The organism is Gammaproteobacteria bacterium (genome assembly GCA_013001575.1).
Lineage (GTDB): Bacteria > Pseudomonadota > Gammaproteobacteria > Steroidobacterales > JABDMI01 > JABDMI01.
In genome coordinates, this window is the sequence record JABDMI010000035.1 from 1 (window position 1) to 24,107 (window position 24,107).

At 45.7% G+C, this 24,107-nt stretch carries 26 protein-coding genes; 12 read left to right on the plus strand and 14 right to left on the minus strand.

Annotated features, from left to right (window positions below):
• The coding region (gene ppk1, locus HKN88_03140; protein ID NNC97047.1) for a polyphosphate kinase 1 at positions 1 to 1,180 on the plus strand (1,180 nt) is incomplete at its 5' end.
• A gap of 3 nt (positions 1,181 to 1,183) precedes the next feature.
• Here the strand turns inward: ppk1 and HKN88_03145 are convergent.
• The 4 genes from HKN88_03145 to HKN88_03160 are packed head-to-tail and all read right to left on the minus strand — an operon-like array spanning position 1,184 to position 4,387.
• On the minus strand, positions 1,184 to 2,725 hold the full coding sequence (locus HKN88_03145; GenBank protein ID NNC97048.1) for a Ppx/GppA family phosphatase: 1,542 nt from the start codon (positions 2,723 to 2,725) through the stop codon (positions 1,184 to 1,186).
• Positions 2,726 to 2,785: 60 nt separating this feature from the next.
• Complete coding sequence (gene erpA / locus HKN88_03150; GenBank protein ID NNC97049.1) at positions 2,786 to 3,163, minus strand: iron-sulfur cluster insertion protein ErpA; 378 nt, start codon at positions 3,161 to 3,163, stop codon at positions 2,786 to 2,788.
• A gap of 17 nt (positions 3,164 to 3,180) precedes the next feature.
• Positions 3,181 to 3,648 carry a polymer-forming cytoskeletal protein gene (locus HKN88_03155; protein ID NNC97050.1) on the minus strand — a complete coding sequence of 156 codons (468 nt, stop codon included), beginning with the start codon at positions 3,646 to 3,648 and terminating at the stop codon, positions 3,181 to 3,183.
• A 1-nt stretch (position 3,649) separates the two neighbouring features.
• Positions 3,650 to 4,387 carry a hypothetical protein gene (locus HKN88_03160; GenBank protein ID NNC97051.1) on the minus strand — a complete coding sequence of 246 codons (738 nt, stop codon included), beginning with the start codon at positions 4,385 to 4,387 and terminating at the stop codon, positions 3,650 to 3,652.
• Between the two features lie 554 nt (positions 4,388 to 4,941).
• Between HKN88_03160 and HKN88_03165 the strand changes: the two genes are divergently transcribed.
• The 7 genes from HKN88_03165 (at position 4,942) to hemJ (ending at position 11,949) form a co-directional block, all read left to right on the plus strand.
• Positions 4,942 to 5,523 (plus strand): prepilin-type N-terminal cleavage/methylation domain-containing protein, encoded by a 582-nt coding sequence (locus HKN88_03165; GenBank protein ID NNC97052.1) that lies wholly within the window; start codon positions 4,942 to 4,944, stop codon positions 5,521 to 5,523.
• Between the two features lie 33 nt (positions 5,524 to 5,556).
• On the plus strand, positions 5,557 to 6,045 hold the full coding sequence (gene pilV / locus HKN88_03170) for a type IV pilus modification protein PilV (GenBank protein NNC97053.1): 489 nt from the start codon (positions 5,557 to 5,559) through the stop codon (positions 6,043 to 6,045).
• Positions 6,046 to 6,087: 42 nt separating this feature from the next.
• Entirely contained in the window at positions 6,088 to 6,822 is a 735-nt protein-coding gene (locus HKN88_03175) for a prepilin-type N-terminal cleavage/methylation domain-containing protein (protein ID NNC97054.1), read from the plus strand.
• 9 nt (positions 6,823 to 6,831) lie between these two features.
• Positions 6,832 to 7,413, plus strand: coding sequence for a hypothetical protein (locus HKN88_03180; protein NNC97055.1), 582 nt, complete (start codon positions 6,832 to 6,834; stop codon positions 7,411 to 7,413).
• A 62-nt stretch (positions 7,414 to 7,475) separates the two neighbouring features.
• Positions 7,476 to 10,865: a hypothetical protein gene (locus tag HKN88_03185; GenBank protein ID NNC97056.1), complete on the plus strand. Its 3,390-nt coding sequence runs from the start codon at positions 7,476 to 7,478 to the stop codon at positions 10,863 to 10,865.
• A gap of 83 nt (positions 10,866 to 10,948) precedes the next feature.
• Positions 10,949 to 11,386: a prepilin-type N-terminal cleavage/methylation domain-containing protein gene (locus HKN88_03190; GenBank protein NNC97057.1), complete on the plus strand. Its 438-nt coding sequence runs from the start codon at positions 10,949 to 10,951 to the stop codon at positions 11,384 to 11,386.
• Between the two features lie 140 nt (positions 11,387 to 11,526).
• Positions 11,527 to 11,949 carry a protoporphyrinogen oxidase HemJ gene (gene hemJ, locus HKN88_03195; protein NNC97058.1) on the plus strand — a complete coding sequence of 141 codons (423 nt, stop codon included), beginning with the start codon at positions 11,527 to 11,529 and terminating at the stop codon, positions 11,947 to 11,949.
• 52 nt (positions 11,950 to 12,001) lie between these two features.
• Here hemJ and HKN88_03200 read toward each other — a convergent pair whose 3' ends face one another.
• The 7 genes from HKN88_03200 to HKN88_03230 all read right to left on the minus strand — a co-directional run bounded on the left by HKN88_03200 (position 12,002) and on the right by HKN88_03230 (position 18,480).
• Positions 12,002 to 14,212, minus strand: coding sequence for a TonB-dependent receptor (locus HKN88_03200; protein NNC97059.1), 2,211 nt, complete (start codon positions 14,210 to 14,212; stop codon positions 12,002 to 12,004).
• 277 nt (positions 14,213 to 14,489) lie between these two features.
• On the minus strand, positions 14,490 to 14,867 hold the full coding sequence (locus tag HKN88_03205) for a hypothetical protein (protein ID NNC97060.1): 378 nt from the start codon (positions 14,865 to 14,867) through the stop codon (positions 14,490 to 14,492).
• A 58-nt stretch (positions 14,868 to 14,925) separates the two neighbouring features.
• Positions 14,926 to 15,141, minus strand: a complete 216-nt coding sequence (locus tag HKN88_03210; protein ID NNC97061.1) for an RNA-binding S4 domain-containing protein — start codon at positions 15,139 to 15,141, stop codon at positions 14,926 to 14,928.
• 33 nt (positions 15,142 to 15,174) lie between these two features.
• A complete protein-coding gene (locus HKN88_03215; protein ID NNC97062.1) occupies positions 15,175 to 15,645 on the minus strand; it encodes a GNAT family N-acetyltransferase in 471 nt (156 codons plus the stop codon).
• 27 nt (positions 15,646 to 15,672) lie between these two features.
• Positions 15,673 to 16,050: a VOC family protein gene (locus HKN88_03220; GenBank protein NNC97063.1), complete on the minus strand. Its 378-nt coding sequence runs from the start codon at positions 16,048 to 16,050 to the stop codon at positions 15,673 to 15,675.
• Between the two features lie 29 nt (positions 16,051 to 16,079).
• A complete protein-coding gene (locus HKN88_03225; protein NNC97064.1) occupies positions 16,080 to 17,870 on the minus strand; it encodes a DUF885 domain-containing protein in 1,791 nt (596 codons plus the stop codon).
• A 49-nt stretch (positions 17,871 to 17,919) separates the two neighbouring features.
• Positions 17,920 to 18,480, minus strand: coding sequence for an RNA pyrophosphohydrolase (locus HKN88_03230; protein NNC97065.1), 561 nt, complete (start codon positions 18,478 to 18,480; stop codon positions 17,920 to 17,922).
• Positions 18,481 to 18,925: 445 nt separating this feature from the next.
• Between HKN88_03230 and HKN88_03235 the strand changes: the two genes are divergently transcribed.
• From HKN88_03235 to HKN88_03250, 4 genes are all read left to right on the plus strand, one after another.
• On the plus strand, positions 18,926 to 19,903 hold the full coding sequence (locus tag HKN88_03235; protein NNC97066.1) for an iron ABC transporter permease: 978 nt from the start codon (positions 18,926 to 18,928) through the stop codon (positions 19,901 to 19,903).
• 164 nt (positions 19,904 to 20,067) lie between these two features.
• Positions 20,068 to 20,946 (plus strand): SPFH domain-containing protein, encoded by an 879-nt coding sequence (locus HKN88_03240; GenBank protein ID NNC97067.1) that lies wholly within the window; start codon positions 20,068 to 20,070, stop codon positions 20,944 to 20,946.
• 32 nt (positions 20,947 to 20,978) lie between these two features.
• Positions 20,979 to 21,275 carry a hypothetical protein gene (locus HKN88_03245; protein NNC97068.1) on the plus strand — a complete coding sequence of 99 codons (297 nt, stop codon included), beginning with the start codon at positions 20,979 to 20,981 and terminating at the stop codon, positions 21,273 to 21,275.
• 8 nt (positions 21,276 to 21,283) lie between these two features.
• A complete protein-coding gene (locus tag HKN88_03250) occupies positions 21,284 to 21,472 on the plus strand; it encodes an Arc family DNA-binding protein (GenBank protein ID NNC97069.1) in 189 nt (62 codons plus the stop codon).
• Between the two features lie 39 nt (positions 21,473 to 21,511).
• On the opposite strand, the gene lepB is transcribed toward HKN88_03250, so the two are convergent.
• From lepB to HKN88_03265, 3 genes are all read right to left on the minus strand, one after another.
• The gene (gene lepB / locus HKN88_03255) at positions 21,512 to 22,303 is read right to left on the minus strand and encodes a signal peptidase I (GenBank protein NNC97070.1); all 792 of its coding nucleotides are present in this window, start codon (positions 22,301 to 22,303) and stop codon (positions 21,512 to 21,514) included.
• 17 nt (positions 22,304 to 22,320) lie between these two features.
• Positions 22,321 to 23,358, minus strand: coding sequence for an ABC transporter ATP-binding protein (locus tag HKN88_03260; protein NNC97071.1), 1,038 nt, complete (start codon positions 23,356 to 23,358; stop codon positions 22,321 to 22,323).
• Between the two features lie 12 nt (positions 23,359 to 23,370).
• Positions 23,371 to 24,107: iron ABC transporter permease (locus HKN88_03265; GenBank protein ID NNC97072.1), on the minus strand; the 737-nt coding region annotated here is incomplete at its 5' end.

The window sequence follows — 24,107 nt, forward strand, 5'->3', positions numbered from 1 at the left end:
TCTTATGCACTTGTACGAATTATGTGATCGGCCGGAATTAAAATACCCGGCTTTCAAAGCCTCCATGCCCAACGCCTTGAGCCATCAGGAAGATTATTTTTCGGTCATCGCTGAACGTGATGTTTTGGTGCACCACCCGTATCAGTCATTTGCCACAGTGCTGGAATTCATGCGCCAGGCGGCCGTGGATCCAGGCGTGCTCGCCATTAAACAGACTTTGTATCGTACTGAAGTGGATTCACCCGTGATCGATGCCTTGGTTAAAGCCGCGCAAAACGGTAAAGAAGTCACGGTAATTGTGGAATTAATGGCGCGCTTTGACGAGGCACGTAATGTGGAACTGGCAGATCATTTGTACGCGGCCGGGGTACATGTTTTGTATGGAGTGGTCGGTTTCAAAACCCATGCCAAAGCTTGCCTGGTTTTACGACAAGAAGAAGACCAACTCAGACGCTACGCGCATTTAGGCACTGGCAACTATCATCCTGGCACAGCGCGCATGTACACCGACTACGGTTTTTTCACATCGAACGAAAAAATCACCAAAGATTTAAATCAGTTGTTTTTACAACTTTCGAGTCTTGCTCCGGACCCAGACAACGAGATATTACTGCAAGCGCCGTTCTTTATGTTTAACGAATTTCTGAAACGTATAAAAAAATGCGAAAAAGCCGCACGCGCAGGAAACCCGACCAAAATTATTGCCAAAATAAATTCGCTCACTGAACCCAATATCATTGAAGCACTTTACAAAGCTTCTCAGGCTGGAGTAAAGATCCAACTCATTGTTCGCGGCATATGTTGTTTGCGTGCCCAGGTTCCAGGCTTATCAGAAAACATTGAAGTGCGTTCGATTGTCGGGCGTTATCTTGAACATACCCGGGTGTATTATTTTGACTACGGCAGCAAGAATGAAGATGGCGACAAGAATCTTGAAGTTTTTCTTTCCAGTGCCGACTGGATGGAACGCAATCTACATCATCGGGTCGAGATAGCCTTTCCGGTCACTGAAGTGAAAAGTCAAAAACGCATTTATCGCAATTTGGAATTTGCGCTTAAAGATCAAAGTGCCTGGCAATTACTGGAAAACGGTGCTTACCAAAGGATTAAGAACAATTACAAACTTGATCACACCATGCAAAGTGAATTGATGCGTATTCACGGCATCCACGCAAAATAAGCGTCAAATAGTTTTAATTTTCAGTTGAAACATATGGTCTGCGAGATAATTTTGTTCTTGCTCCAGGTCAGACTCGGTTAATGCACGTTGTGCAAGCCATTTTTCTGGAAAAGTCACCGTCATTTTATTTTCACTAACGGCCAATTTGATCTCGGGCAAAGCCGATTGTTGGCGACTTCGATGTAACAAAGTGGCCAAGCGGAATAATACCAAAGCGTAAAACTGTGAACGCGGATCCAAACTTGGCGGGAAGGAATCAAGATCCGGAATACGACGACGGTGATAGCCGACCAAATGCGCCAAAACCTCTTGACCACCACGTGAAAAGCCTGCCATGTCGGCATTCGCCACAATGTACTGGCTGTGTTTGTGGTATTGGGTGTGCGATAAAGACAAACCCACTTCATACAACTCTGCCCCCCAATGCAAAAGTCGCTGAAAACGTAAATCTTCAAGATCCCAGTCTGCCGCGACCTGACTTAGAAAATTCAGCGCGCTACTTCTCACACGTCGCGCTTGCTCGATATCAACTAAATATTGATTTTTTAATGCGTTAATGGTGAGGTATCGAATGTCACGGTTTTGCAATCTATCCCAATGATCGTACAACAAACCTTCACGCAAGGCACCATCGGCATAACGCATGACCTTGACATTGAACAAGTCAAAAAATGCGATCAAAATTGCCAGTCCCGCGGGCAAAATGGCAGCGCGATCACTTGACAGGTCGGGCATATCGATATGGTCGATATGCCCAAAGGACACAACTTTGTCACTTAACTGCTGTAAGGATTCGGCACTCATGCCATTAACTGACCAGCCAAAATCCTGTACCAGTCCAATTGCAGCGCGGGCTGTGCCTGACGCTCCAATCACATGATCCCAACCGCGTTTTGTGAATTGTAAATAGATCGGTTCAAATTCGCGTTTGGCGTGCGTGATTGCTTTGTGCATTCGTTTGGCCGAGATCTTGCCATCGGAAAAATACAATTGACTCAAATACACACACCCCACACTGGTACTTTCCATGATCTGCGGAGCGTCATTAATTCCATAAATAATTTCTGTACTGCCTCCGCCAATATCGATCACGATGCGCTGTCCGGCATAGTGCGGAGCAAAATGAGATACCCCTGTGTAGATCAAGCGCGCTTCTTCTACCCCGGAAATGATCTCGATCTCCTGACCCAGGGCCTGTTGCGCTTGTTGAATAAAAACTTGCGAGTTACGCGCACGGCGCAGGGTGTTAGTGCCGACCACTCTGACTCTTTGCGCGTCAAATTCACGCAGGCGTTGGCCAAACCGCTGCAAGCATTGCAAGGCTCTGGCCATGACGATTTCGGTAAGATTATGTTTTTCATCCAAGCCTGCCCCGAGACGAATACTTTCACGCATTTTATCGATGATGTGCAAGCGCTCGCCTTCGTAGCGAGCAATGATCATATGGAAACTGTTGGAACCCAGATCGACCGCAGCCAGTACGTCGCCGGGCATCAGCTGAGTGCTAATCTCTGGCTTCGGGTCATTGATTAACTGTGCTGTCATTCGGCTGGATTCCAGACTGCTTCCATGCTCTTAACTGACAGTAGAGGTTTTGTGGCGCGATTAAACGTTGAAAGAAGAACCGCAACCGCAGGTCGTTTGTGCATTTGGATTTCGAATAATAAATCGTGCACCTTCGAGATCGTCTTGATAATCGATCTCGGCACCCATGAGATATTGAAAGCTCATCGGGTCTACCAGCAATTGCACGCCAGAGTTTTCAACCGAGGTATCACCCTCTTCCACACTTTCATCAAAAGTGAAACCGTATTGAAAACCCGAACAGCCGCCGCCAGTAATGTAAACCCTGAGTTTCAGGTTCTGGTTTTGTTCTTCATCAATAAGCTCTTTGACCTTATGCGCTGCGGAATCGGTAAATACCAGACTCGGCGGCATGGCCGGAGGAGTATTGCTGGAGGAATGATTGGAAGATTCTTGCATACTAATATTAATTAAATTTACTTGACTGCTGATAATTTATTGTCGTTGGAATCCGCAGGTTTCGCTCCGGATACCATGGCGGTTTTCTTTTGCTTGGCCGGCTGATGGATCAATTGGCCATTGATCTCGGCCCCCATCGCCATTTCGATAAGTGAGTAATACACATTACCAATAACGCGGGCACTGGATCCCAGCTCAACTTTTTCATTGGCAATTACATCGCCTTTAACGGTTCCGTTCAAAACTACGTGAGGTACATTCACATTGCCTTCGACCAATCCCTTGTCGGAAATTCTTAATACACACTGGGTGGACTGGTTGGCAACAATATTGCCGTTCACAATGCCATCGATATGCAGTCCGCCGGCAAATTCGATGTCGCCGGTTATGCGCGTATTTTGTCCAATCAAAGTATCAATATTACGCGTTGGCGTATTGGTTGATTTCGGCTTGTTGCCAGTATTCGTGGTTTTACTTCCAAACATGTCATTCACCTTGGTTATTTTGTAACAGCTCAGACCATTCAAGCGTCTTACTTACCGGCTTGTAACCACGGGTTGCGGGGATGATCTGAACATTTAAAGCGTTGGGCACATAGCCCTCGGGAACTACGAATCTTAGCCCATATGACTGAAAATAGCGAAAACTAAACTCGGGGGATTGGCCATTATTGTCACTGAACAGGTTCTGTAAAGCGTATTCCTGAGGCACCCCGTTCTGCTCACCCTGTATGGTCAAAACGACCTTGCCTTTGAGATCACGAATAATTTTGTGATACTGATAAATAACCATATCTAACTGATATTCTTGACTATTTTCCAGTTTCGAGACGCGTGGATTGAGCACATGTAGGCCCTCGACCTTTTCCTCAGGGGACATGACCTGGCGATAAAAACGCAGTTCCTTATTTTGGGCAGATAAGGTATTTTCAAGGGTTTTTACGGTTTCCTGCAGTTGCTGATAACTGGTGGTATCAATCGTTTGTCCGGTTTCTAGCATGGCCATTTCATGCTTGAGCTTCTGATTGATGTCACTTAAATGTTTATTTTGCGCTTGTAACTGGCGAACCTGACTACTGCTTTCGCGAGCATCAAAGCCGCCTTTGGCCTGGCCAAAGCGATACACAAAATAACCGGCAATAATCAAAGCGATCACGCTAACCCCCCAAAGTAAGCGGGTCTTATCGGGGTCATGCGATTTAATTACAAGATCTGAAGCTGCCATAAATGAGTCTTTATACTGTTTATTTTTATAGAAGAATTATCCCTGTAATTTTTGTATTGCTGTCATTTCCCTAGTGACCGCAATTTGAGTGAATACGCACTCGGAAATTCGTCAAACCAAGTGGATAAAAATAATCATTTTATACACTATAAATCTAAGACCATCTAACTGGTCAAATGTCTCAATTTTTTTACAAAAATTAGCCCATTTTAGCCCTTTGTTCACATGCGCTGACTTTAGTTGTGAGCAGGATGTGTGACGGAGTTAACGTTTTCACCCATGATATAGTGTATAATTTTCTAACTTATTGTTTTAATTATTAATTTAAGGGTTTGGAAAATGTCATTTTTCCGCATAAAGCCCGGATATGTTAACTCTGGCCGTTCACATTCTGACACATTTTCAGGTCTAATAACTTATCTTTCTCCAGTCGTCTTGTATAAATCACCGTTTATCGTGTCTTAGCATTATTCGGCTATGAAGTCGGTAATATGCAATTGTGGTCAAGGTATTAGGCATTGACCCTAGTGAATCACCCATGAGCAAATAGGCAAATGAGCAAACAAAAACAATCTGGTATGACAGTGATAGAACTGATGGTAGTGATTGCCATTGCCGCTATTCTTATTGGTTTGGCGATCCCGTCTATGAAAAATGTATTGGATAACCAAAAGCTTGCCAGTGTGAACAACGATCTAATTACGGCTCTTGCTATTGCACGCAGCGAAGCCGTGCGTCAGAAAAAACACGTTACGATCTGCTCCAGCTCAAATGGCAGCACCTGTAAAACCGGCGCCACTGGAATAGCGGACTGGACCGAAGGCTGGATCGTTTTTGCCAATACTTCTTCGGGCAACTTAAGCCGTGATACTGCTAATGAACCCCTGTTAAGTGTTTTCACTGCACCAAAAGGTATCAGCAGCATCACGCTTAGCACATCAGCCGGCAGCCCAACATTGCTGAGCTACCGACCAAACGGAACAATTGGCAATATTGCCAGTAATCAACAAAAGTTATTTACCGTGTGTGATAACCGTGGAGCCGATAATGCGCGCTCTACCTTGATCAATCGCGCCGGCAAAGCCAAAGCAGCGCATACCGGTTTTGCGGGCGATGCCTTGCAATGTCCAAGTTAATTAATACCTTTTAATACTATTGAGATAAACACAATGTTGTACGAATCAACACAATTTACCAGCAAAGACCAGGGCTTTACCCTGATCGAGATATTGATCGCGTTGTTGATCATTTCGGTTGGCTTACTGGGCCTGGCGAGATTGCAGCTGGTGGGCATTAAAAATACCCAAAGCGGGTATTTGCGTTCCCAAGTGTCCTTTTTGGGTAACGATATTATGGAACGCATCCAACAAAACCCGGATTCGGCCAAAAGCAATGCATATGACATCGCCCTGACCGCCGATCCTGCAACAACCGATTGTATTGGTGATGCAGCCAAATGTAGTACCACCGACATGGCCAATTTTGACCTGCGGATCTGGAAGGGCTATCTGGCCAACTTGTTGCCCAGTGGTAATGGCAGTATTAGCAGTGCTGCTGGTGCCGATGAAACCATATTTACCATCACTATTCAGTGGTTTGATGAATATCAATCTGAAGCCACTACGCAAAGCGCTACATTCACCATGAGTTTGCCTTAATCAGATCATCCATTATTTAATCAATGAACCATGCACACCACAATGAAAAAACCGAGACAGAATCAAATGCGTAAAAAGCAAAAAGGCTTGACCTTGATCGAGTTATTGATCGCCATAGCGATCGGGGTCTTTTTATTGCTAGCCGTAACCTCAATCTTTAATGCGACCAGACGAAGTTTTGATCTTCAGGACAACCTGGCCGAGATGAGTGAGGTCGCGCGTTTTTCCATTGATACCATCAACTGGCACACACGCATGGCCGGTTACCGTGAAACCGGGTTTGCCGATGGTCCGCTCACCGATGCGATCACCCTTGAAAATGGTAATCCCGATTCTTTGAGCCTGGTTTATGAAGCCGATGTGGACTGCAACCAGGTTGCGTCCGGCGCTGATGGTCTGGCTACGGTTGTTTTCACCATAGAAAATGATTCTTTGATGTGCAACGGCCAGGTGATGTTTGAAAATGTTGTAGACATGCAGATCTTTGTCGGACTGGACACCGGTTCACTTAGGGATGGTGTTGTCGACAAGTATGTTTCCAGCTCCATTGAATCGGAGGATGAAAAAACGATCGTCGATGGTGAAAGCGATGAAGCAACGGTTGCTGCTGACGATGTACGTGCCCTGAATATCAATTTGCTGATTCGCTCGGACTCAACCACTTTATCTAATGTAGCCCCCACTTTGAACAATGATTTCTGGTCGTTCACACCCGGAAATGACGGGCGACTTTATCAAGAATATTCATTCAATATTGCCGTTCGCAATAATATTTAGGACAGAATTATGCAAAATCTTAATTACACAATCTCAAAACCGTTTAACGGGAAAGGCACACAACAAGGCGCAGTATTGATCGTGTCTTTATTCCTGTTGCTGGCCTTGACCGTGATCGTATTGAGCAGTGCCCGTTCTTCAAAAATGGAAGTTGACATGGGCGTGAACTCACAAATTCAAACCGAAGCATTTGCCGATGCCGAAGGCTCGGCACGTGCCGGGGAAGACAAGATCGAGGATGAATTCCAAAATGGTGTACTGATGATCACCAAAAACGAAGAGGGTTTTTATAACAAGAGCACACCGGCAAATACCCTGAACTGGGACAATATTGATTACGACTGGACTGCACTAAAAACCTATAAAGAGTTAAAGCCTGGCACCTCCGAGGTCGCCCGCGAATACATGATCGAGTATCGGGAACTGCTGAAAAAAAGTCTTGGCGGCCCCAATATCGATATTCATGACCGACTCATCTATCGTACATCCGGCATTGGTAATTCAAGCAATGACACCAAACGAATTATTCACACATTTTATGCAACTTTGCTCCAGCCACCAGCAGCTCCGGCCGCAGTTGTGGGGCCATAATATTTAATTGAATTTCACCGGAAGAAAATCAATCTTTTGAAACTTAAAACGGTATTAAGACTATGAATAAATTAACCAAACTTCTAAAAGTAACCGCACTGAGCAGCCTCTTGGCAAGTGCAGGATCCGCAATGGCCAGTGGGCCAATTGAACCGGATGCGCCTTTATTTGGGAATCTCCCGCCTGCGGTGTTTTCCCAGATCGACCTCTCAGACGGCAATGCCAAAGCCTTCTTGCCATGGTTTGCGGCGGGAAACAAATCCGGTAACTTGTTCGGCGCTTCGGTCAACTCGGCGGGTAAAACCGATGTCACGATGCCCTTGTGGGATGCGGCCGAATTGCTGAATCTGCGCAACTGGGATGACCGCTACATTGTTAGCATGGACCTTAATGGCAATGTCGTGCCTTTTGAGAAAAAGGAATTATCAAAGGCGCAAGTGAATTTATTTGGCAAAGACGAAGACAAGAAAATCAAGTTTATCCATGGCGACCAGGATGAAGAAGATGATAAATTCCGTACACGAACCAGTGTGATGGGTGACATCGTTGGTTCCAATCCGGTCTATGTCGGCGCACCAAATGCACGCTATCTGGATACCAGTTACCTAGCCTATTACGCCGCAAACGTGAGCCGTCCGGGACGCGTATATGTCGGTGGCAATGATGGCATGTTGCACGCTTTTGATGCCGAAACCGGTGTAGAAACCTTTGCCTACATCCCTGCCACGCTATTTCCGAAACTGCCTATGTTGACCGAGTACGATTTCAATGAAGCCAGAGTGCATTACAAATTCGTTGATGGGCCATTAGCCACAGGTGAGACTGTGATATCGGCAGCCATTGGTACTACCTGGGCAACGGTTCTGGTCGGTACCCTGGGCGGTGGCGGCAAGGGGCTCTTTGCCTTGAATGTTAGCTCAACCGCAGAAATCACCAGTAATGACAATTCCACCAGTGGTGCGGGCAGCCGCGTAATGTGGGAAGTCAATTCTGCAGACGCCAACATGGGCAACCTTGGTTACACCTATGCCGGTGCCGAGATTATCCAGTTGAACAACGGCCAGTGGGCCGCGGTAGTTGGTAATGGGTATGGCAGCAGCACTGGACGTGCTTCATTATTTATTCTGGACATTAATGACGGCAGCGTTATTAAAGAAATCGTTGTTTCCGACGATGCGGCAAACGGACTCAGCACGCCGACCACTGTAGACCTCGGTGAAGACGGTAAAGTCGATTTCGCTTTTGCCGGTGACCTGAATGGCAATTTATGGAAGTTCGATCTTTCCGATGCAAACCCGAATAAATGGGGAGTAGCATACTCTGGTAAGCCTTTGTATCAACCGGTGCCGGGTGATACCAATCTGGATGGCACGCCATTTGTGAAACAATCGATCACCACAAAACCGGTGGTCGGCTTTCATCCAAACGGGAAAAATGCTGGCCTCATGGTCTACTTTGGAACCGGTCGGCTGTTAGCTAAAGCCGATCAAGCGGACAGATCCCGTCATCATGTACACGGCATCTGGGACAGTCCGGCCTGGACATCACGTACTACTACCACCACCGCGGATGGTGTCGACGTGACAACCGGCCAGATTCCAATTCGCAAATCTGACTTGCTTGAGCAGGTCATGACCGAAATACTCCATCAAGACGGCGTGCACACAGCTCGTATCGTCTCGGACAAACGCCCGAGCTGGCACCCGAATTACACGGGTTCCGACAAACATTTGGGCTGGATCACTCCAACCGACCCTAAAAACATTGGCACGCGCGCGGGTGGCCGGGTACTTCAACAAGTTTCTATTCTGGATAAGAGTCTGCAGTTTGTTACCAATAATCCTACCCGTCCGGATAACGATGGTGAGAATTGGTGGTTCCAGTTGGATCGTCGTAACGGCGGCTCGGCCAAGCGCCTGGTGTTTGATACCAATGGCGATGGCATGTTCCAGGCTAATCACGACCCGAGTGTAGCCGATGATGAACTGAACGATGATCGCGTGAAGTTCACCATCGATGATCCGGATTTTGTGGGCGACCCGAACGACCCGAATGCCACCCCGACCCAGATCGATCTGTTTAAATTCCCGAGTGCGGTGAACATCGGCACAGGTTTTGCAGCCCGTCCAAGTTTTGGAATTGTCAACAACCAGATGGTTGCGGCATTGATCAACCGTTTATTCAAACCTTCATTCATTGATCCGGTAACCGGTGAGCCACTTCCTGGTAATGAAGACTTTGGTTTGATCGGCGGGCACATGGACCTGGATGTTTCCAGCCAAACCTATCCAAATTACACTGGCAGCGGTGGCAAAACCGATGACCACACCCACAAATGGGATGACAAATACGGCCACATTGTGGACTTCATGGAAATTCCCAGTAAACATCGTAGCGTAGACGATGCCATGGGTGATCCGGCCCCGAGTCAGCCTGGTTCCACACCTAATAAATATTTCATTATCGGTATTACCAATGCCCATTTATCACCGGGCGGCATTCTGAATATCAACGGAGAAAAAATTCCGGTGAAAGATTACCGTGCACGCATGAAGCGTTGGCTGGCAGGTGGTGGCATATCAACCTTTACCGATAAAAATGGAAATATTGAAGAACAATTCAGAGTATACAAACTGAATGAGCCCAACCCTGTGGAATACGCCAATGGAATCAGACAACTTGAATCGGAAGATTACGGCGTCGATGGTCAACCAAATCCCTTACCCGTTGAAAGCCGCTCATTCCGCATGGAGTTTGATCGAGGCGCTCTGGGCGTTGGTGGCCTGGTTGGTACCAACACCGGCTGTATTAAACAGAACCGTTTATCACCGGATGGCGAATATCGTAATGGTGCACTCACCGTGCAACTCCTGGACGCGACTCATCTGGTTGATGCAACCGGTAAAATAATTGCTCCCTACGCCAAAGATGCTGATGAAAGCTGGTGGCCAACCCACCCAGTAACTAAACTAATAGACAAAAATCGCGGGCCTGGTATCCATAAATTGGGTTACGCTTTGCCTAAAGGCGGTACCTCGCCGGCCGATATTAGTAATCACATGATCGGTGACGGCATGATCTGGGAAGCCACTCTGTTCCACCACTGGTCTGGTAGTTGCTACACCGTAGATTTATTTAAAGAGAACTACGACAAACAATTTGAAAGAATCACTGGTGAACGGTTTGTTCAGCAGTTTGACTCTAACATCACAAACAGTTATTACACGCTGGACGAAAATGATCCATTAACTGGCGGTCCGGAAGATCCTTCTGATCCGACAGATCCAACTGACCCGAATGATGGCGAGTTACCTGTGTATAACACCATTCCGACCATTCCGGATGAGGAGTTATGTCTCACACAAGATTGTCTGATCCCGGAACAGGATGACACCTTTGCAGACTTTGAATCGCAGCGCTTGTACTGGCGTGAGTTTGTTCCCGACCAGTAACAGAGATAATACCGGGCTCTTCAATTGGGCCCGGTATTTACGCGTATATCAAATAGCACAATTAATTTCAGGACAGAAAAAAGATGAATAAACAAATGGGCTTTACCTTGGTTGAGTTAATGATCACCGTTGCCATTTTGGGAGTGTTGGCCATGATAGCGATTCCGGCATATCAGAACACCGTGCGCAAGGCCAACCGCGCCGATGCAAGGACGGCCTTGAACACCTTGTCCAATGAACTGGCCAGGTATTACGCTGTTAACCGGACATATACCACTGATATGACCAATTTCAGTTTGCCTGGTGCAGATGCGGCATCGGCTTTGTCGGAAAACAGTCACTACCGGATTACCATTGCTGCGGGCGCGTCTGGCATTGCCAATAGTTACGCAATCTCAGCTGTAACAGAAAGTACATTCCAGAAAAAAGATAAAACCTGTGTAGCCTTTGGCATGACTTCAGCGGGAGCCAAGGTTGCTAAAGGAGAAGGATTTGTTACAACAACAAACGAATGCTGGTGAAATGAGGCAGAAACACCAATAAGCTGGCACATCAAAACCATTTTCAGCCCTGCACTGCAGGGTTTTTTAATGTTCAAAAGAAAAATACATTTTGTGCAAGACTTAGGTAAAATTACCCATTAATTATTGGATAGTTTTTCATGCCGTATTTATACATCAAAGCATTGCATATCATCTTCATGGTGACCTGGTTTGCCGGCCTGTTTTACTTGCCGCGTCTGTTCATTTACCACACCGAAAGTAATGATGACCTTTCACATCAACGATTTATTGTGATGGAACGCAAACTGTTTATCATCATGAGCATCGGCATGCTGCTGACTGTTGTATTTGGCTTTTGGTTATTAGGACAAAACCCTGCCCTTATGAAAAGCGGCTGGCTGCATGCGAAATTGGCATTTGTAGCGGGTTTGATCATTTATCATTTTTATTGCCATAAGATTCAGCGCGACTTGCGTGACGGCATAAAAAAACGCAGCAGCAAATGGTTGCGGTATTTCAATGAAGGGCCAGCCGTGTTATTGATTATCATTGTCATTCTGGCTGTGGCCAAACCATTTTAATCTGATGCTGTCACCCTGAACTTACTCAATCCCTCTCGCATTAGGAATAAAGTTAGAACTGGTAATTCACACCCATCACAAACGATCTTGGTTTCCCTGGTCTCAGGCCAATTGGTCTAGCAGCGGCAATATAGTTTTTATCGAATGCATTTTCCAGGCGTGTGAATAGACGTAAATTTTCTTTCACTTGATAGTCTGCACTCATATCCCAAACCAAATAAGAATCGAGAATATCTATATTATCCTGACCAGCCCGAGTGCGGCGTTCTCCAGTGTAATTTGCCAACAACTTGGCTGACCATTTGATGCCCTCCAATCCAATACTCGCCTGATATTGTTGCGTGGGAATATACGGCATTTCATCACCTGCAATTACTTCGCCCCAGGGTCCAAAACCGCTGGAAAAACTGTTATCAAATTCAAAAGTACTGGTCCAGGTATGCGACAAATTCAATGGCATGATCAAACCATTTGATATAGCTATATCCCGACCCAGGCTCAATTCCAGACCATTCACTGTGGCCTCTCCCCCGTCAAATTGATCGCCGATATTGCCATCACCGCCTGTGGAAGCGGTAACCGTACCCACAATATTCTTGTAATCATTATTAAAGGCGATCGCTTCCAGATAGGATTCATCCCCGTCAAAACGCAAGCCCGCTTCAATATTCAAACTTTCCTCTTCCTCGGATGCCGAACCCGGCGCTGGTGGATTAAAGCCTTTGTGTACACCAGCCAACAAGAGCAAATTGTCACTTAGTGCATAAGTGATTCCAATTCCCGGAATAAGTACATCGATAGAGTTCTCGCGCACTCTGCTTGGGCCTGACACTCGAGCCGGATCGGTTTTCGCATAATCGTTACGCATTAGATCTATTGACTCAAACCGCACGCCCGGCTTGAATGACCATTTGCCAATATCAATGTCTGCCTCAACAAACGCAGCAAAGACCTCCGCATTGCTCACACGATTGGTTTGCGAACCGGGTGCCGCATCTGTGGTCATTTGCATAATGCCATTTTCAATTTTGAATTTATCCTGGTCTTGAAAACGGTCTTCCTGGTCTTTGTGAAAACGGACACCCGCATTCCAAACCACACCCGTTGTACCAAAATACGTTTCCCAATTGATCTCAGATTGTATTCCACGGCCGTAGTACTCACGTTTATTGGCACGAATTTCCAACGCATCATCCGGGCTATTGATTGCACCATTCAACCAGCCGTATTCGACTGCGAACATGTCCGGATCATCTAAAATAGCAGCAAGGCTAGCTGTAGCCGTGGTTTGTAACTTATACCAATTTCGCCTGAACTGATTATCGTAAACGCTTACGCCCAATTGCCAATCAGCTGCAGCCGGTGTAAACACATAATTGACTTGAATCTGCTCATGATCGGTTTTGATATTATCCAATTGACTGGCTGCATAGCGTTGAAACGGGTCAATAGAAAAATCGGATTCCGTCAAACCAAGATAACTGGAGTCGGCATCTTGTTCGGTTTTAGACAATTTTAATTCGATATGATTGCTCGCACCTTGTGTGGACTCAAAGTTGTAAGAAAATTTTGCTAAATAATCTTGTAGGTCGAAACTATGTGCATCCGCTTTAATGTTTGGAATGGATTTAAAACCGTCACTGCCATTATTGGTGAATTCCAGTAAATACCCGAATTTTCCAGACTGACCACCATAGCGCGCCAACAATTGATTGGTCGCGTCAGTTCCCAACAAGGCTGTAATGTTTCCCTGATTCGCTTCAGGAATCGGAGTTGAAACAAAATTGATCGCGCCACCCACAGTGCGTGATCCGACCCGAATTGCAGCAGGCCCTTTTAATACTTCAACTGCCGACATACGTTGTTGAGTGGGAAAATAATACGCCGAGGGCGCTGCATACGGTGCCGGAGCGATCAATACGCCGTCTTCCAGTAAAGTAATGCGGCTACTGCGATCAGCCCCTGAGCCACGAATGCCAATATTGGGTCGTAATCCAAACCCTTCTTCCTCTTGTACGTACACGCCCGGTGCTTGACGCAAGACTCGCATCGGATCGGTGTACAGAAATTCCTCCAGATCCTCAACACTGATGTAGTCAGCCGAACCGGCTTCATCAAAGGCATTTTTTCTGGAACCGATTACGGTTACAAATTCGATGGGATTGTCTTTTTGCGCCTTTAGATCGTCAGCGAGTAATGGGGTAAAAAATTGATAAAAGGAGACAAATACTATTAAAAAACAGTACGTTAGATGATTTTTCATGATGAGAATTTGGGCTGGTATTTTTGTTAATGAGAATGATTATCATTTACTTTAAACTAAAAGGCAAGCGAAACCGTAAGCTATTAGGACTTTTCAGCTCAAGACACAGCAGACGATTATGTGTGATGAGCTGGATTTTCTTTCAAGTAAATTTTATGAAGACTGGTGCGTTTTATTGAGAAAGACAGATTTCGTTCAGAGTTGGGCAATCGTCTGGCATTACTAAAATTTGGTCATGCTACGGGCCAGTTCTAGACTCAATGATAATGGTGTGTATTTAGGACTTCTTTAAATAGTCTTGCATTTTCGCTACAACAAATTGACTGATTCTGGATTCCAACTCACGATCTCTGAATTTGAATAACTCAACAATATTACTGAAATCAAAATTTGTATTCACCATAAGAAAGGGTGTGGTTTTGTGTTTATGCAATTCACTCTCCCCGCTTTCAACCAGCGCTTGCTGGAAACCCTTGCCCTTTTTCCAGGTCAGAGATTTTTCAGTTTGACCTTTAGAAAAACAAAATTGAAAACCACAGATTGCCCTTTCATCATCTTCCCAGATGATCAAGTCAGAATTTTTGTCATTAAACCAGCGTCTGAATGGTTCGTTAGGGATTTGCCGGACTTTTTGTATTTCTTGCAGCATATCCACAGGATACAGATTCTCCCGAAGTTACACTGTGAATGGGGTCACACTTCATCTGATCAGCCTATTCCAAAAGCTCAATCACATACTCTTGTCCGGCATACCCGATCACATCGCCAGAGATGATCTTTTTTCGTTTTCGAGTCTCGATAACACCATCGAGCGTTACCAGGCCGTTGGCGATAACCCGCTTAGCCTCGCCGCCACTCGATACCAGCGCTTCGAATTTGAGTATTTTAAATAGCTCGACCGGTTCACGATCTATTTGGATTATGTGCATGTAGAAATTCTGAAATTGATTTACGTAATAAATCTACAAAACCAGTTCCATAGCCAGATTACAGCGCTCGTATTCACATCCCTCATGTACCGGCGCATCCACAAATCCGGCTTTACGATACATATGAATAGCCGCGACACAGGAAGAATGTGTTTCCAGATACATTTTTTTTGCCCCCATTTCCTTGCCGCGTCGTATCGACTCATCCATCAATATTTGCCCGGCCTTTAATCCACGGGCTTTTTGGTACACCCCCATTTTGATCAATTCGATGGTTCCCGGCTCATCACACCAAACCAGGGCGGCTGTTCCTATCAATTCGTTTTTGTGTTCAACAAAGTAGATGGAACCGCCCTTATCAATGATGTTCTCTTGAGGATGCTCAATGTAATACCGGTCAACATCTTCTATGCCAAACATACCATCAACCCATTCTATGGTGATTGCATAAAAGTCTTTGGTATATTCGGGTTTGAAATCGACGATCTTAAGTTGTTCTTGCATTTTCTTCTCTGCCAGTATTCTGATTTACTAAGCTGCACCCGGCATACAAAATGCATTGAGTTTATTGCCGTCCAGATCACGGAAATACCCGGCATAAAAATTTTCACCACGTGGACCAGCTGGACCTTCGCAAGTGCCGCCGAGTTCGAGTGCCTTGTTATAAAATGCATCGACTTTTTCAGGACTGTCCAGTGCAATTGCTACCATGGTGCCATTCCCTACACTCGCCGCATTACCATTGTGCGGCTTGATGATACTGATGGCGGGTGCACCGGGCGATATGGCCCATGCGATGAATGTATCATCTTGCATAAAACGACCTGCATTTATTGTACCGAGTAACTCATCATAGAATTTTGCGGCGGCATCAAAATTATTGGTGCCCAAAGTTACATATCCAATCATTGTCGTTCTCCTGTTTAAATAAGACGAGATTAATTTCTCATCAAAGTTTTTATGTACTTCACCGGAGCACTTCCATAACTTAAGAATTCATTATGGAAATCCCGAAGATTGAATTCAGAGCCCTTGGTGGCCTTCATTTCTTCACGAAAATCATAGATTTCCTTGTAGCCGGTGAAATACGAGGTGAGTTGCACTGAGGACAGCGTTGCCCTGCGCCATTTGCCTTTGGCTTCGGACTCCTCCTGAAAAGCCTGATTGATCATGAGATCCAGCGCTTCCGTTTCGGTCAGGCCCTGAGTGTGAATGCTGTAATCCAGAATGGTGTTCATGACCACACGCATATTCCATTTGTACCACATCAACCAGAGTTCGGGCTCGTTATTACCATAGCCTTGTTCCAGCATCATGCGCTCGGTATACACCGCCCAACCTTCGATCATAGCGCCATTACCCAGAATCGATTTGATCAGGGACGGCGATTTATTCGCGTGCACCAATTGAGTGTAATGCCCAGGGATCGCTTCATGAATGTTAAGGATCTGCAACATGCGGTCATTGTATTCACGCAAATAACTTTCAGCCCCCGCCTCATCGTAATGATCCAGTGGGGTGACGTTGTAATAGGTATTTGCTTCTGGATCGTATGGACCCGGTGAATTGATCGATGCTCCGGCCACCCCGCGTTGGTATTCCGGGGTTTCACGTACTACTAGGGGCTTACTCGGATCTTGTTCGAGTAAATCGTGCTTTTTCACGAATTCCACTAATGTTGGAATCTGCTCACGCACGGCCTGTACGAAATTATCTCTGTCGGTGTGTTGTTTCGATATCTCAGTGATCAGTTCCTTGACCATCACCAGGTTATCCTGTGGTTTGGCGCGATTAAAATATTTTGGCCACAGTTCATGGCTGATCTCGATCATGGCATTGTGTAAGCGATCTTTTTCTTGCAAGGCCAGCTCAAAAATCTCATCAGCCGTGTATTCGGTGACTATATCGAGTTTGTATTTAACATCGTAGAGGGACTTGCCAATTCGAAACGAACGGGCATTGTTATTCGCTTGTAATTCGGTTTTTTTGGCTTTAAGCCAGCCAAGATAATCATTGATCGCTTCAATTGCCGCTCGACGCTTGGCGTCAAATTCTTTTTGCTCACCGGCACTCAATCCCGATTCAGCAACTTTTTGTTTCAGGTTATCACCAAATACCCCCAGGGCGCCGGTATTCTGCTGGATCGCCAGATCGGTGTGTTGCAGGGTTGGGAATTTGATATTGGCTTTGGCAGCAGCGTAGTAGGCGGGGATATTTTGCATGCGCGCAGAGAAAGTACGCAAGCGGTCATCCATGGGTTTGTAATCGGTGTTCAGTATCAAACCGAAAGCGCCTGCAACATTATAGCTGGATGGATTCCACTCATGTGAGCGGAATTTTTCACTGTACCAAATACCTGATTTCAATTGATTTTCAATAATGAAATAGTCGGTCGCGTCACTTGCCGGTAATTCGTCAGGATCGAAGTTGTCACGCAGGCTGGCTAAAGCTGCTTTGGTTTTTGCGACGCGGGCTGCTCGGAAATCTGCCGTTGGCACATTTAATTGATCATCGTATTTGTAATACCCGTTGTAAAGAGCCCAACCCGGGTTATCTTTCCAGAGTTCTTCAATAAAATTATTTTTGAATTCTGAAAAGCTCTCGCTACCGGTACTTGTGTCCATATTGTCGGCAGGAGTACTGGCGGCACAGGAAATCATCAAAAAGGCACTCAGACAAAGCAGCCATGGTGTGCACCTTTTAACGCATTGATTGATGAAACTGGACATGTATTACTCCTAGGCAAATAGATTACTCATCGTACTTGATGATTGGTATTTAGTTTTTTGATTTATTCTCTTTATTGCGAATTTCTGAATTCTGGCCTTCCTGGTCTCTCTGGTCTTGATCGTGCTGATCATTTCTCAAATGCACATACAATTGTTTTAAGGCTTTGCGATACACTTGTTGCTTGAAATAGATCACATTCGAAACCGGGTACCAATAATTCACCCAACGCCAGCGGTCAAACTCCGGGTGTGAAGTATTGTCCAGTTTGACTTTATCTTCATCGCTGGTCAGTCGTAACAAAAACCAGCGTTGCTTTTGTCCGATCACCGGGATGATGTTATTGAGTCTTTGAAAACGCTTGGGTAAGCGGTAGTGCAACCAGTCGCGCGTGCTACCCAGGATCTTGACGTGCTGGGGCAATAATCCAACTTCTTCCTGCAACTCACGAAACATAGCCTCTTCGGCGGATTCGCCCTGGTCGATTCCGCCTTGAGGAAATTGCCAGCCGCGCTTGCCTTTGCGCCGCGCCCACAATAATTTGCCGGAACCATTGGTCAGAATGATTCCCACGTTCGCGCGGTAACCTTCTGAATCGATATGATCAGTCATGATGAATTAAACAATTCTGTTCGCTAAAGTAGCGTTATCTCTGATTTTTTCACAGACAGAGGGTTCTGCCAAGTGATTTCAATAATTCATTTCAAACGAACGTTTTAACAATTCGCCTGTGTTCACCAAAAAGCTCTTATTGAGAAGCGGGTTCAGGCAAATTAGTGAAAGTTGTAGTGCCTGTTATTTTTATACGGATTCACTTAATGACTTGAGCCTAGTGTATGAAGTTGATAACCCGGTAGCCGTTAACCCTAACCCAATATTAATAAGGGTTGGCACACAACAAAACTAGCCAATATTACAATTACACGACACATGTTCTACTAGACTTGTGTCCATTGCCTAAATTTAAACCCTCGATCAAAAATTGTTAACATTAGAAAGCTTCGCACTCGTGAATCGCGTATTATTCTATTTTTAGTTACTAAATCTCCAACACTGCATGAACCGCGAACACATTATTGCCCTTTTGTATTTATTATTGCTAACATTCATTGTGAGTGTTGTCGGGCTTAGTGTGGGTTCAGTGCCAATACCTTTTTCGGAAGTATTAAAAACACTATTTCTGGATCAAGACAACAGTAGTTTCCAGCAAATTATCCAGCAACTCCGTTTGCCCAGGGTCCTGGCAGCGTTTGCAGTAGGAGGGTTGCTCGCACTCGCCGGTGTGTTAATGCAAGTGTTGTTAAAAAACCCGCTCGCGGATCCATACATTATGGGTGTCAGTGGAGGCGCGGCTTTTGGCGCCCTGATCGGATTGTATTTTAATGCGGGTTATTCATTAGGGTATGTGTTTGCTGCGGCAGGTGCATTGCTGTCCATATTCTTAGTATTTGTAATTGCCCGGGGCGAAGGGCGTTGGTCTTCCAATCGGTTGCTATTGACAGGAATTGTTCTAGCGGCGGGTTGGGGAGCCCTGATTACCTTGGTTCTGGCCGTAAGTCCGGCCAAACCCTTAAAGAGTATGTTGTTTTGGCTAATGGGTGATCTGAGTTTTGCACGTCATGCAGGACTTGCCTTGTTACTTTTATTCTTGGCCAGTGGTTTTGGTTTTTTACTGGCCCGTCCGATGAACATTCTCGCGCAAGGCGATGATCAGGCGGAATTACTGGGATTGAATGTCACAACAACGCGACGGATTATTTTTATTCTCGCGGCCATACTGACCGCAAGTGCTGTGATCATTGGCGGCACCATTGGTTTCATTGGCTTGATCATTCCACACTTGATGCGTTTGTGGAAAACCGGTGATCATCGCTGGCTGGTACCAGCGTCGGTATTGGCCGGTGGCTCGTTATTGGTCTTGGCGGATACCGCGGCACGCACCCTGCTTGCTCCACAACAACTACCGGTAGGCGCCCTGACTGCAATTATTGGAGTCCCCTTGTTCTTATACCTCATACGGCAGCAAAGTCGCTAATATATGTACATTATATTGTACAATAATCATTTTCATTCAATCTCTAACCCACTGTTTTAAATCAATTAAGTGAAATTCCTTGCCTGCTAGTGCGTTCTCATCTATGATAGATATCAATTTGATATCATACTGATATGCAACTCGTTGAACCCAAGGAGAACAACATGAACGTTACCAATGAATTCATTAAAAAGGCCGTGAACGGTTGGCTCGCATTGCCCGTCGCAATCCTGGTCGGACTTGCTCTTGCTTACTGGATGAAAACCGCGATTGGTTATGGCGGCCCCGAATACGTATTGCCAGTGATCTTCAGCATTGTAATTTTTGTCGTGTGTCTTGGAGGATTTTTTACCCTGCAACCCAATATGTCGGCCGTGATGACCTTATTCGGAAAATACAAAGGCACAGTAAAGACCGAAGGTTTCAGTTATGTGAATCCTTTATATAAAAAGAAAAAGGTTTCTTTACGCGCCAATAATCTAAATGGCGAGATCATCAAGGTTAATGACAACCGCGGTAATCCGATTGAAATAGCAACTGTAGTTGTATGGAAAGTCGTTGACACAGCACGTGCGATCTTTGATGTGGATGACTACAACGCCTTTGTGAGAATACAATCTGAAGCCGCATTACGTCAGCTGGCCATGGACTATTCCTACGACACCTTTGATAGTGATGACGAACAATCACTGCGCAGTGATACTGAAGCGGTGACCGAAGCTTTAACCAAAGTGTTGCAAGAGCGTATTGATGATGCCGGTGTAAAAGTGATTGAAGCGCGCATCTCACACCTTGCTTATGCCCAGGAAATTGCCAGCGCCATGTTACAACGCCAACAGGCTGATGCGATTGTTGCGGCACGTATTCGGATTGTCGACGGCGCTGTGGGCATGGTGGAAATGGCCTTAAAACGCCTGGAAGATGATGGTCTTATCAACCTGGATGAAGAGCGTAAGGCCAGCATGGTGAGTAACTTACTGGTGGTACTGTGTGGTGACAAAGCCGCGCAACCGGTCTTGAATACCGGCAGCTTATACAGCTGATGTTCTTCTCTCCCGGATCAGGACCATCAAGTATGAATAACAAGTATAAAGATTATGTATTCACCAAACAACGGCGTGAGTATCGTTTGCGTATTTATCAGTTTGGCGCCAGTGTTAAATTATTTATCGATGACCGTTTATGCGATATTTCAGTGCCCAATGGAATGAGCAATCCGATAATTGATTATTATTTCAAGGATGAGCGCAAGCAAAAACACCGCATCAAAGTGGAACGCAAACAACACTGGTTCAAGCATTACTACAGTGTGCTCTACGACGATCATGTGATGTATAAAACCCAAGACAATGATCCGGTAAACAATCACTAAATTACGGTATGTCAAAAAAGAAGTCCTTTTTACTCCGCTTGCCGCCTGAACTCATGGACGAGTTACAGCGCTGGTCGAATGACGAACTGCGCAGCTTGAATGGTCAGATCGAGTATGTTTTACGCGATGCGCTACGCAAGCAGCGCGGGTATACCAGAGCGTCTGTAAAAAAAGATCCTGAAGAAAATAATTCCTGACTAATTTCACGCAACATTATTCACCAGATATTATTTTGCTCAGTCGGTTTCAGATAACTCGTCGATCGGTTTGAAAAACCGCTTCCCGCGAAACCAGTAGTAATTATCGTAATTATGCGACCACGCGACCCGGGTGGCTTTTCCAATCAGAGTATTGGTGTCGACAAGCCCTATGCGACGCGAATCCTGCGACTGGTCACGGTTGTCACCCATTACAAAAATCTTGCCTTTCGGTACTTCGATGGCCCGGTAATAACGATAACGGGTGTCACGATTGTATTGCGGATACAGGATCTGGATCGGGTGCGTGGTATCTCCGATACTCTCTTCCAGCCAGAAGAACAAATCATTGTTCTCATCCAGTGAGCTTCCTGGCACATCAGCAAAGGTTTTTAATTCCTCGGGTGTATATTCGCGATAATCCAGACGCTTGCCGTTTAAATAAACCAGATTATCCTTAACCTCGATCAGGTCACCCGGTATGCCTATGGCACGTTTAATGTAGCGTTTGCCACTAATGGGTTCGGGAAACACCACAATCTCGCCACGCTTGGGCTGACCCAGGGTTGCCACTCGAATGTTGGTGAACGGTATACGCAAGCCGTAACTGAGTTTGTTCACCCAGATGCGATCCCCTTCATAGATCGTGGGCTTCATTGAACCGGTTGGTACAGCATTCCAGTCTGCTATCACCGAACGGAAACAGAACAGACAAAACAACAGGATCAGAAAACCGCCCCATTCTTTTTTGAAGGCCTGCCATCTGGTCAGCGGCATGTTCTCAGTATTATCGGTAACGGACGATTCTTTTGTGGTATTTTTTTGAGACATAAAAATTCAATTCTTGGTTATTTTTTAAATGCAACAATATGATCGGCTTCGAGCCTTATTCCTATCGGTTCTCCAAGGGCGTGGTCATGATGACTCGGCACCAGTGACAAGACAGTAGCACCGCTCTCTAAAGCCAGGGTATACAGGATATCTGCTCCGCGAAAGGCTTTGTGTAAAACTATGGCAGTTACCGGGCTGTCATCATCATGGATCACATCATCGGGCCTGAGTAAGACATCCACAATCTGCTCGGGTTCAACATCGGTGGATATCTGGCCATGCAATTCCCCCAGTTCAATGATCACCGTGCCTTTGTTGGTAACCCTGCCATTAACAAAACTGCCTTGTCCTACAAAATTGGCGACAAAACGGTTAACCGGTTTGTGGTAAAGATTATACGCACTATCCCATTGTTGCAGCTGACCGTCTTTGATCACACCGATACTATCGGCAAATACAAATGCTTCATGTTGGTCATGCGTCACCATCAGTGCTGTGATCTGGTAATGCTTGAGAATGCGACGAATGTCCGCACCCAGACGTTTACGTAGAGTCACATCCAGATTGGAAAAAGGTTCATCCATTAAGATCAAACGCGGGTTTGGTGCAATTGCCCGTGCCAGGGCCACGCGTTGTTGTTGACCACCGGATAATTGGTGTGGATGTTTGTCGGCCATGTCTTCAAGCCCGACCACTTGCAACACTTCTTGTACTTTTGCCTGGCGGCTTTTTTTATCCAGCTGATGTAAACCGAAGGCCACATTATTGGCCACACTCAAGTGCGGTAATAAGGCAAAATCCTGAAACATCATCCCGATATGACGCTTGTGTGGATCGACTTGTTTGGCCGGCGATGAGATCAGTTCGCTGTTGGTGTAAATTTCACCCTGTTGCGGTGTTTCAAACCCGGCTATGCAACGCAGAATGGTGGTTTTGCCACTGCCACTGGGCCCGAGTAAACAACCGATCTCGCCATTCTGTAAAACCAGATTAATATCATCAAGTACCGGTTTATTGGCAAAAGCATGGGATAAATTTTTAATAGTTAATTGCATAATGACCAGTGTTTAATAAATCTCGCTTTTAGCACGCTGCCGGTTGAGAAAATACACCGGCAACAATCCAGCGATAACAATTGCCAGGGACGGGATTGCCGCCTGTGTCCACTCGCCTTCCGAGGTTAATTCAAAGATCTGCACAGCCAAAGTATCCCAGCCGAACGGGCGCGTCATCAGCGTGAGTGGCATTTCTTTCATGATATCCACAAACACCAAGGCCAGGGCGGTTAAGATTCCAGGACGCAATAATGGCAAGATCACTTTTTTCCATTTACTTAATCCTGCGACACCCAGACTCTCGCTAACCTCGTCAAAATTTGGTGACAAGCGTTGTAATTGTGTATCGATCGGACGAAAACCCACGGCAAAAAACCGAATGGTGTAACCCAGCATCAAGGCGAACAGACTGCCCGTTAAGAGCAAACGATTGATTGGAGTATTTGCAACAAGTTGCTTACTGACCCAGACCAAAGGCACAAACAAGCTAACCGCCAATACTGTGCCTGGAATGGCGTAACCGATCGTCATCAGGCGCCCCAGTAAGCGCGGAAAAAATTGCGGGGCATTCTGCGAACGCCGATGTAAAAAATTACGCTGCAAAGCCGTGACCAAAATTGCCAGTGTACAGATCACTAATGCGCCAAGACTGGCCAGCATCAAGGTATTCAGAAAAAACTCTATATAGCGTGCATTCAATGCCAGCTCTTTGTGCTCAATAAACCACAGCAACAATTGCAAGACTGGTA

What these genes read in the sequence shown, in the direction of transcription:
- HKN88_03145 (NNC97048.1), bottom strand. Translation starts at nt 2,725, where the DNA reads ATGACAGCACAGTTAATCAATGACCCGAAGCCAGAGATTAGCACTCAG.
- erpA (NNC97049.1), bottom strand. Translation starts at nt 3,163, where the DNA reads ATGCAAGAATCTTCCAATCATTCCTCCAGCAATACTCCTCCGGCCATG.
- HKN88_03155 (NNC97050.1), bottom strand. Translation starts at nt 3,648, where the DNA reads ATGTTTGGAAGTAAAACCACGAATACTGGCAACAAGCCGAAATCAACC.
- HKN88_03160 (NNC97051.1), bottom strand. Translation starts at nt 4,387, where the DNA reads ATGGCAGCTTCAGATCTTGTAATTAAATCGCATGACCCCGATAAGACC.
- HKN88_03165 (NNC97052.1), top strand. Translation starts at nt 4,942, where the DNA reads ATGAGCAAACAAAAACAATCTGGTATGACAGTGATAGAACTGATGGTA.
- pilV (NNC97053.1), top strand. Translation starts at nt 5,557, where the DNA reads ATGTTGTACGAATCAACACAATTTACCAGCAAAGACCAGGGCTTTACC.
- HKN88_03175 (NNC97054.1), top strand. Translation starts at nt 6,088, where the DNA reads ATGAAAAAACCGAGACAGAATCAAATGCGTAAAAAGCAAAAAGGCTTG.
- HKN88_03180 (NNC97055.1), top strand. Translation starts at nt 6,832, where the DNA reads ATGCAAAATCTTAATTACACAATCTCAAAACCGTTTAACGGGAAAGGC.
- HKN88_03185 (NNC97056.1), top strand. Translation starts at nt 7,476, where the DNA reads ATGAATAAATTAACCAAACTTCTAAAAGTAACCGCACTGAGCAGCCTC.
- HKN88_03190 (NNC97057.1), top strand. Translation starts at nt 10,949, where the DNA reads ATGAATAAACAAATGGGCTTTACCTTGGTTGAGTTAATGATCACCGTT.
- hemJ (NNC97058.1), top strand. Translation starts at nt 11,527, where the DNA reads ATGCCGTATTTATACATCAAAGCATTGCATATCATCTTCATGGTGACC.
- HKN88_03200 (NNC97059.1), bottom strand. Translation starts at nt 14,212, where the DNA reads ATGAAAAATCATCTAACGTACTGTTTTTTAATAGTATTTGTCTCCTTT.
- HKN88_03210 (NNC97061.1), bottom strand. Translation starts at nt 15,141, where the DNA reads ATGCACATAATCCAAATAGATCGTGAACCGGTCGAGCTATTTAAAATA.
- HKN88_03215 (NNC97062.1), bottom strand. Translation starts at nt 15,645, where the DNA reads ATGCAAGAACAACTTAAGATCGTCGATTTCAAACCCGAATATACCAAA.
- HKN88_03220 (NNC97063.1), bottom strand. Translation starts at nt 16,050, where the DNA reads ATGATTGGATATGTAACTTTGGGCACCAATAATTTTGATGCCGCCGCA.
- HKN88_03225 (NNC97064.1), bottom strand. Translation starts at nt 17,870, where the DNA reads ATGTCCAGTTTCATCAATCAATGCGTTAAAAGGTGCACACCATGGCTG.
- HKN88_03230 (NNC97065.1), bottom strand. Translation starts at nt 18,480, where the DNA reads ATGACTGATCATATCGATTCAGAAGGTTACCGCGCGAACGTGGGAATC.
- HKN88_03235 (NNC97066.1), top strand. Translation starts at nt 18,926, where the DNA reads ATGAACCGCGAACACATTATTGCCCTTTTGTATTTATTATTGCTAACA.
- HKN88_03240 (NNC97067.1), top strand. Translation starts at nt 20,068, where the DNA reads ATGAACGTTACCAATGAATTCATTAAAAAGGCCGTGAACGGTTGGCTC.
- HKN88_03245 (NNC97068.1), top strand. Translation starts at nt 20,979, where the DNA reads ATGAATAACAAGTATAAAGATTATGTATTCACCAAACAACGGCGTGAG.
- HKN88_03250 (NNC97069.1), top strand. Translation starts at nt 21,284, where the DNA reads ATGTCAAAAAAGAAGTCCTTTTTACTCCGCTTGCCGCCTGAACTCATG.
- lepB (NNC97070.1), bottom strand. Translation starts at nt 22,303, where the DNA reads ATGTCTCAAAAAAATACCACAAAAGAATCGTCCGTTACCGATAATACT.
- HKN88_03260 (NNC97071.1), bottom strand. Translation starts at nt 23,358, where the DNA reads ATGCAATTAACTATTAAAAATTTATCCCATGCTTTTGCCAATAAACCG.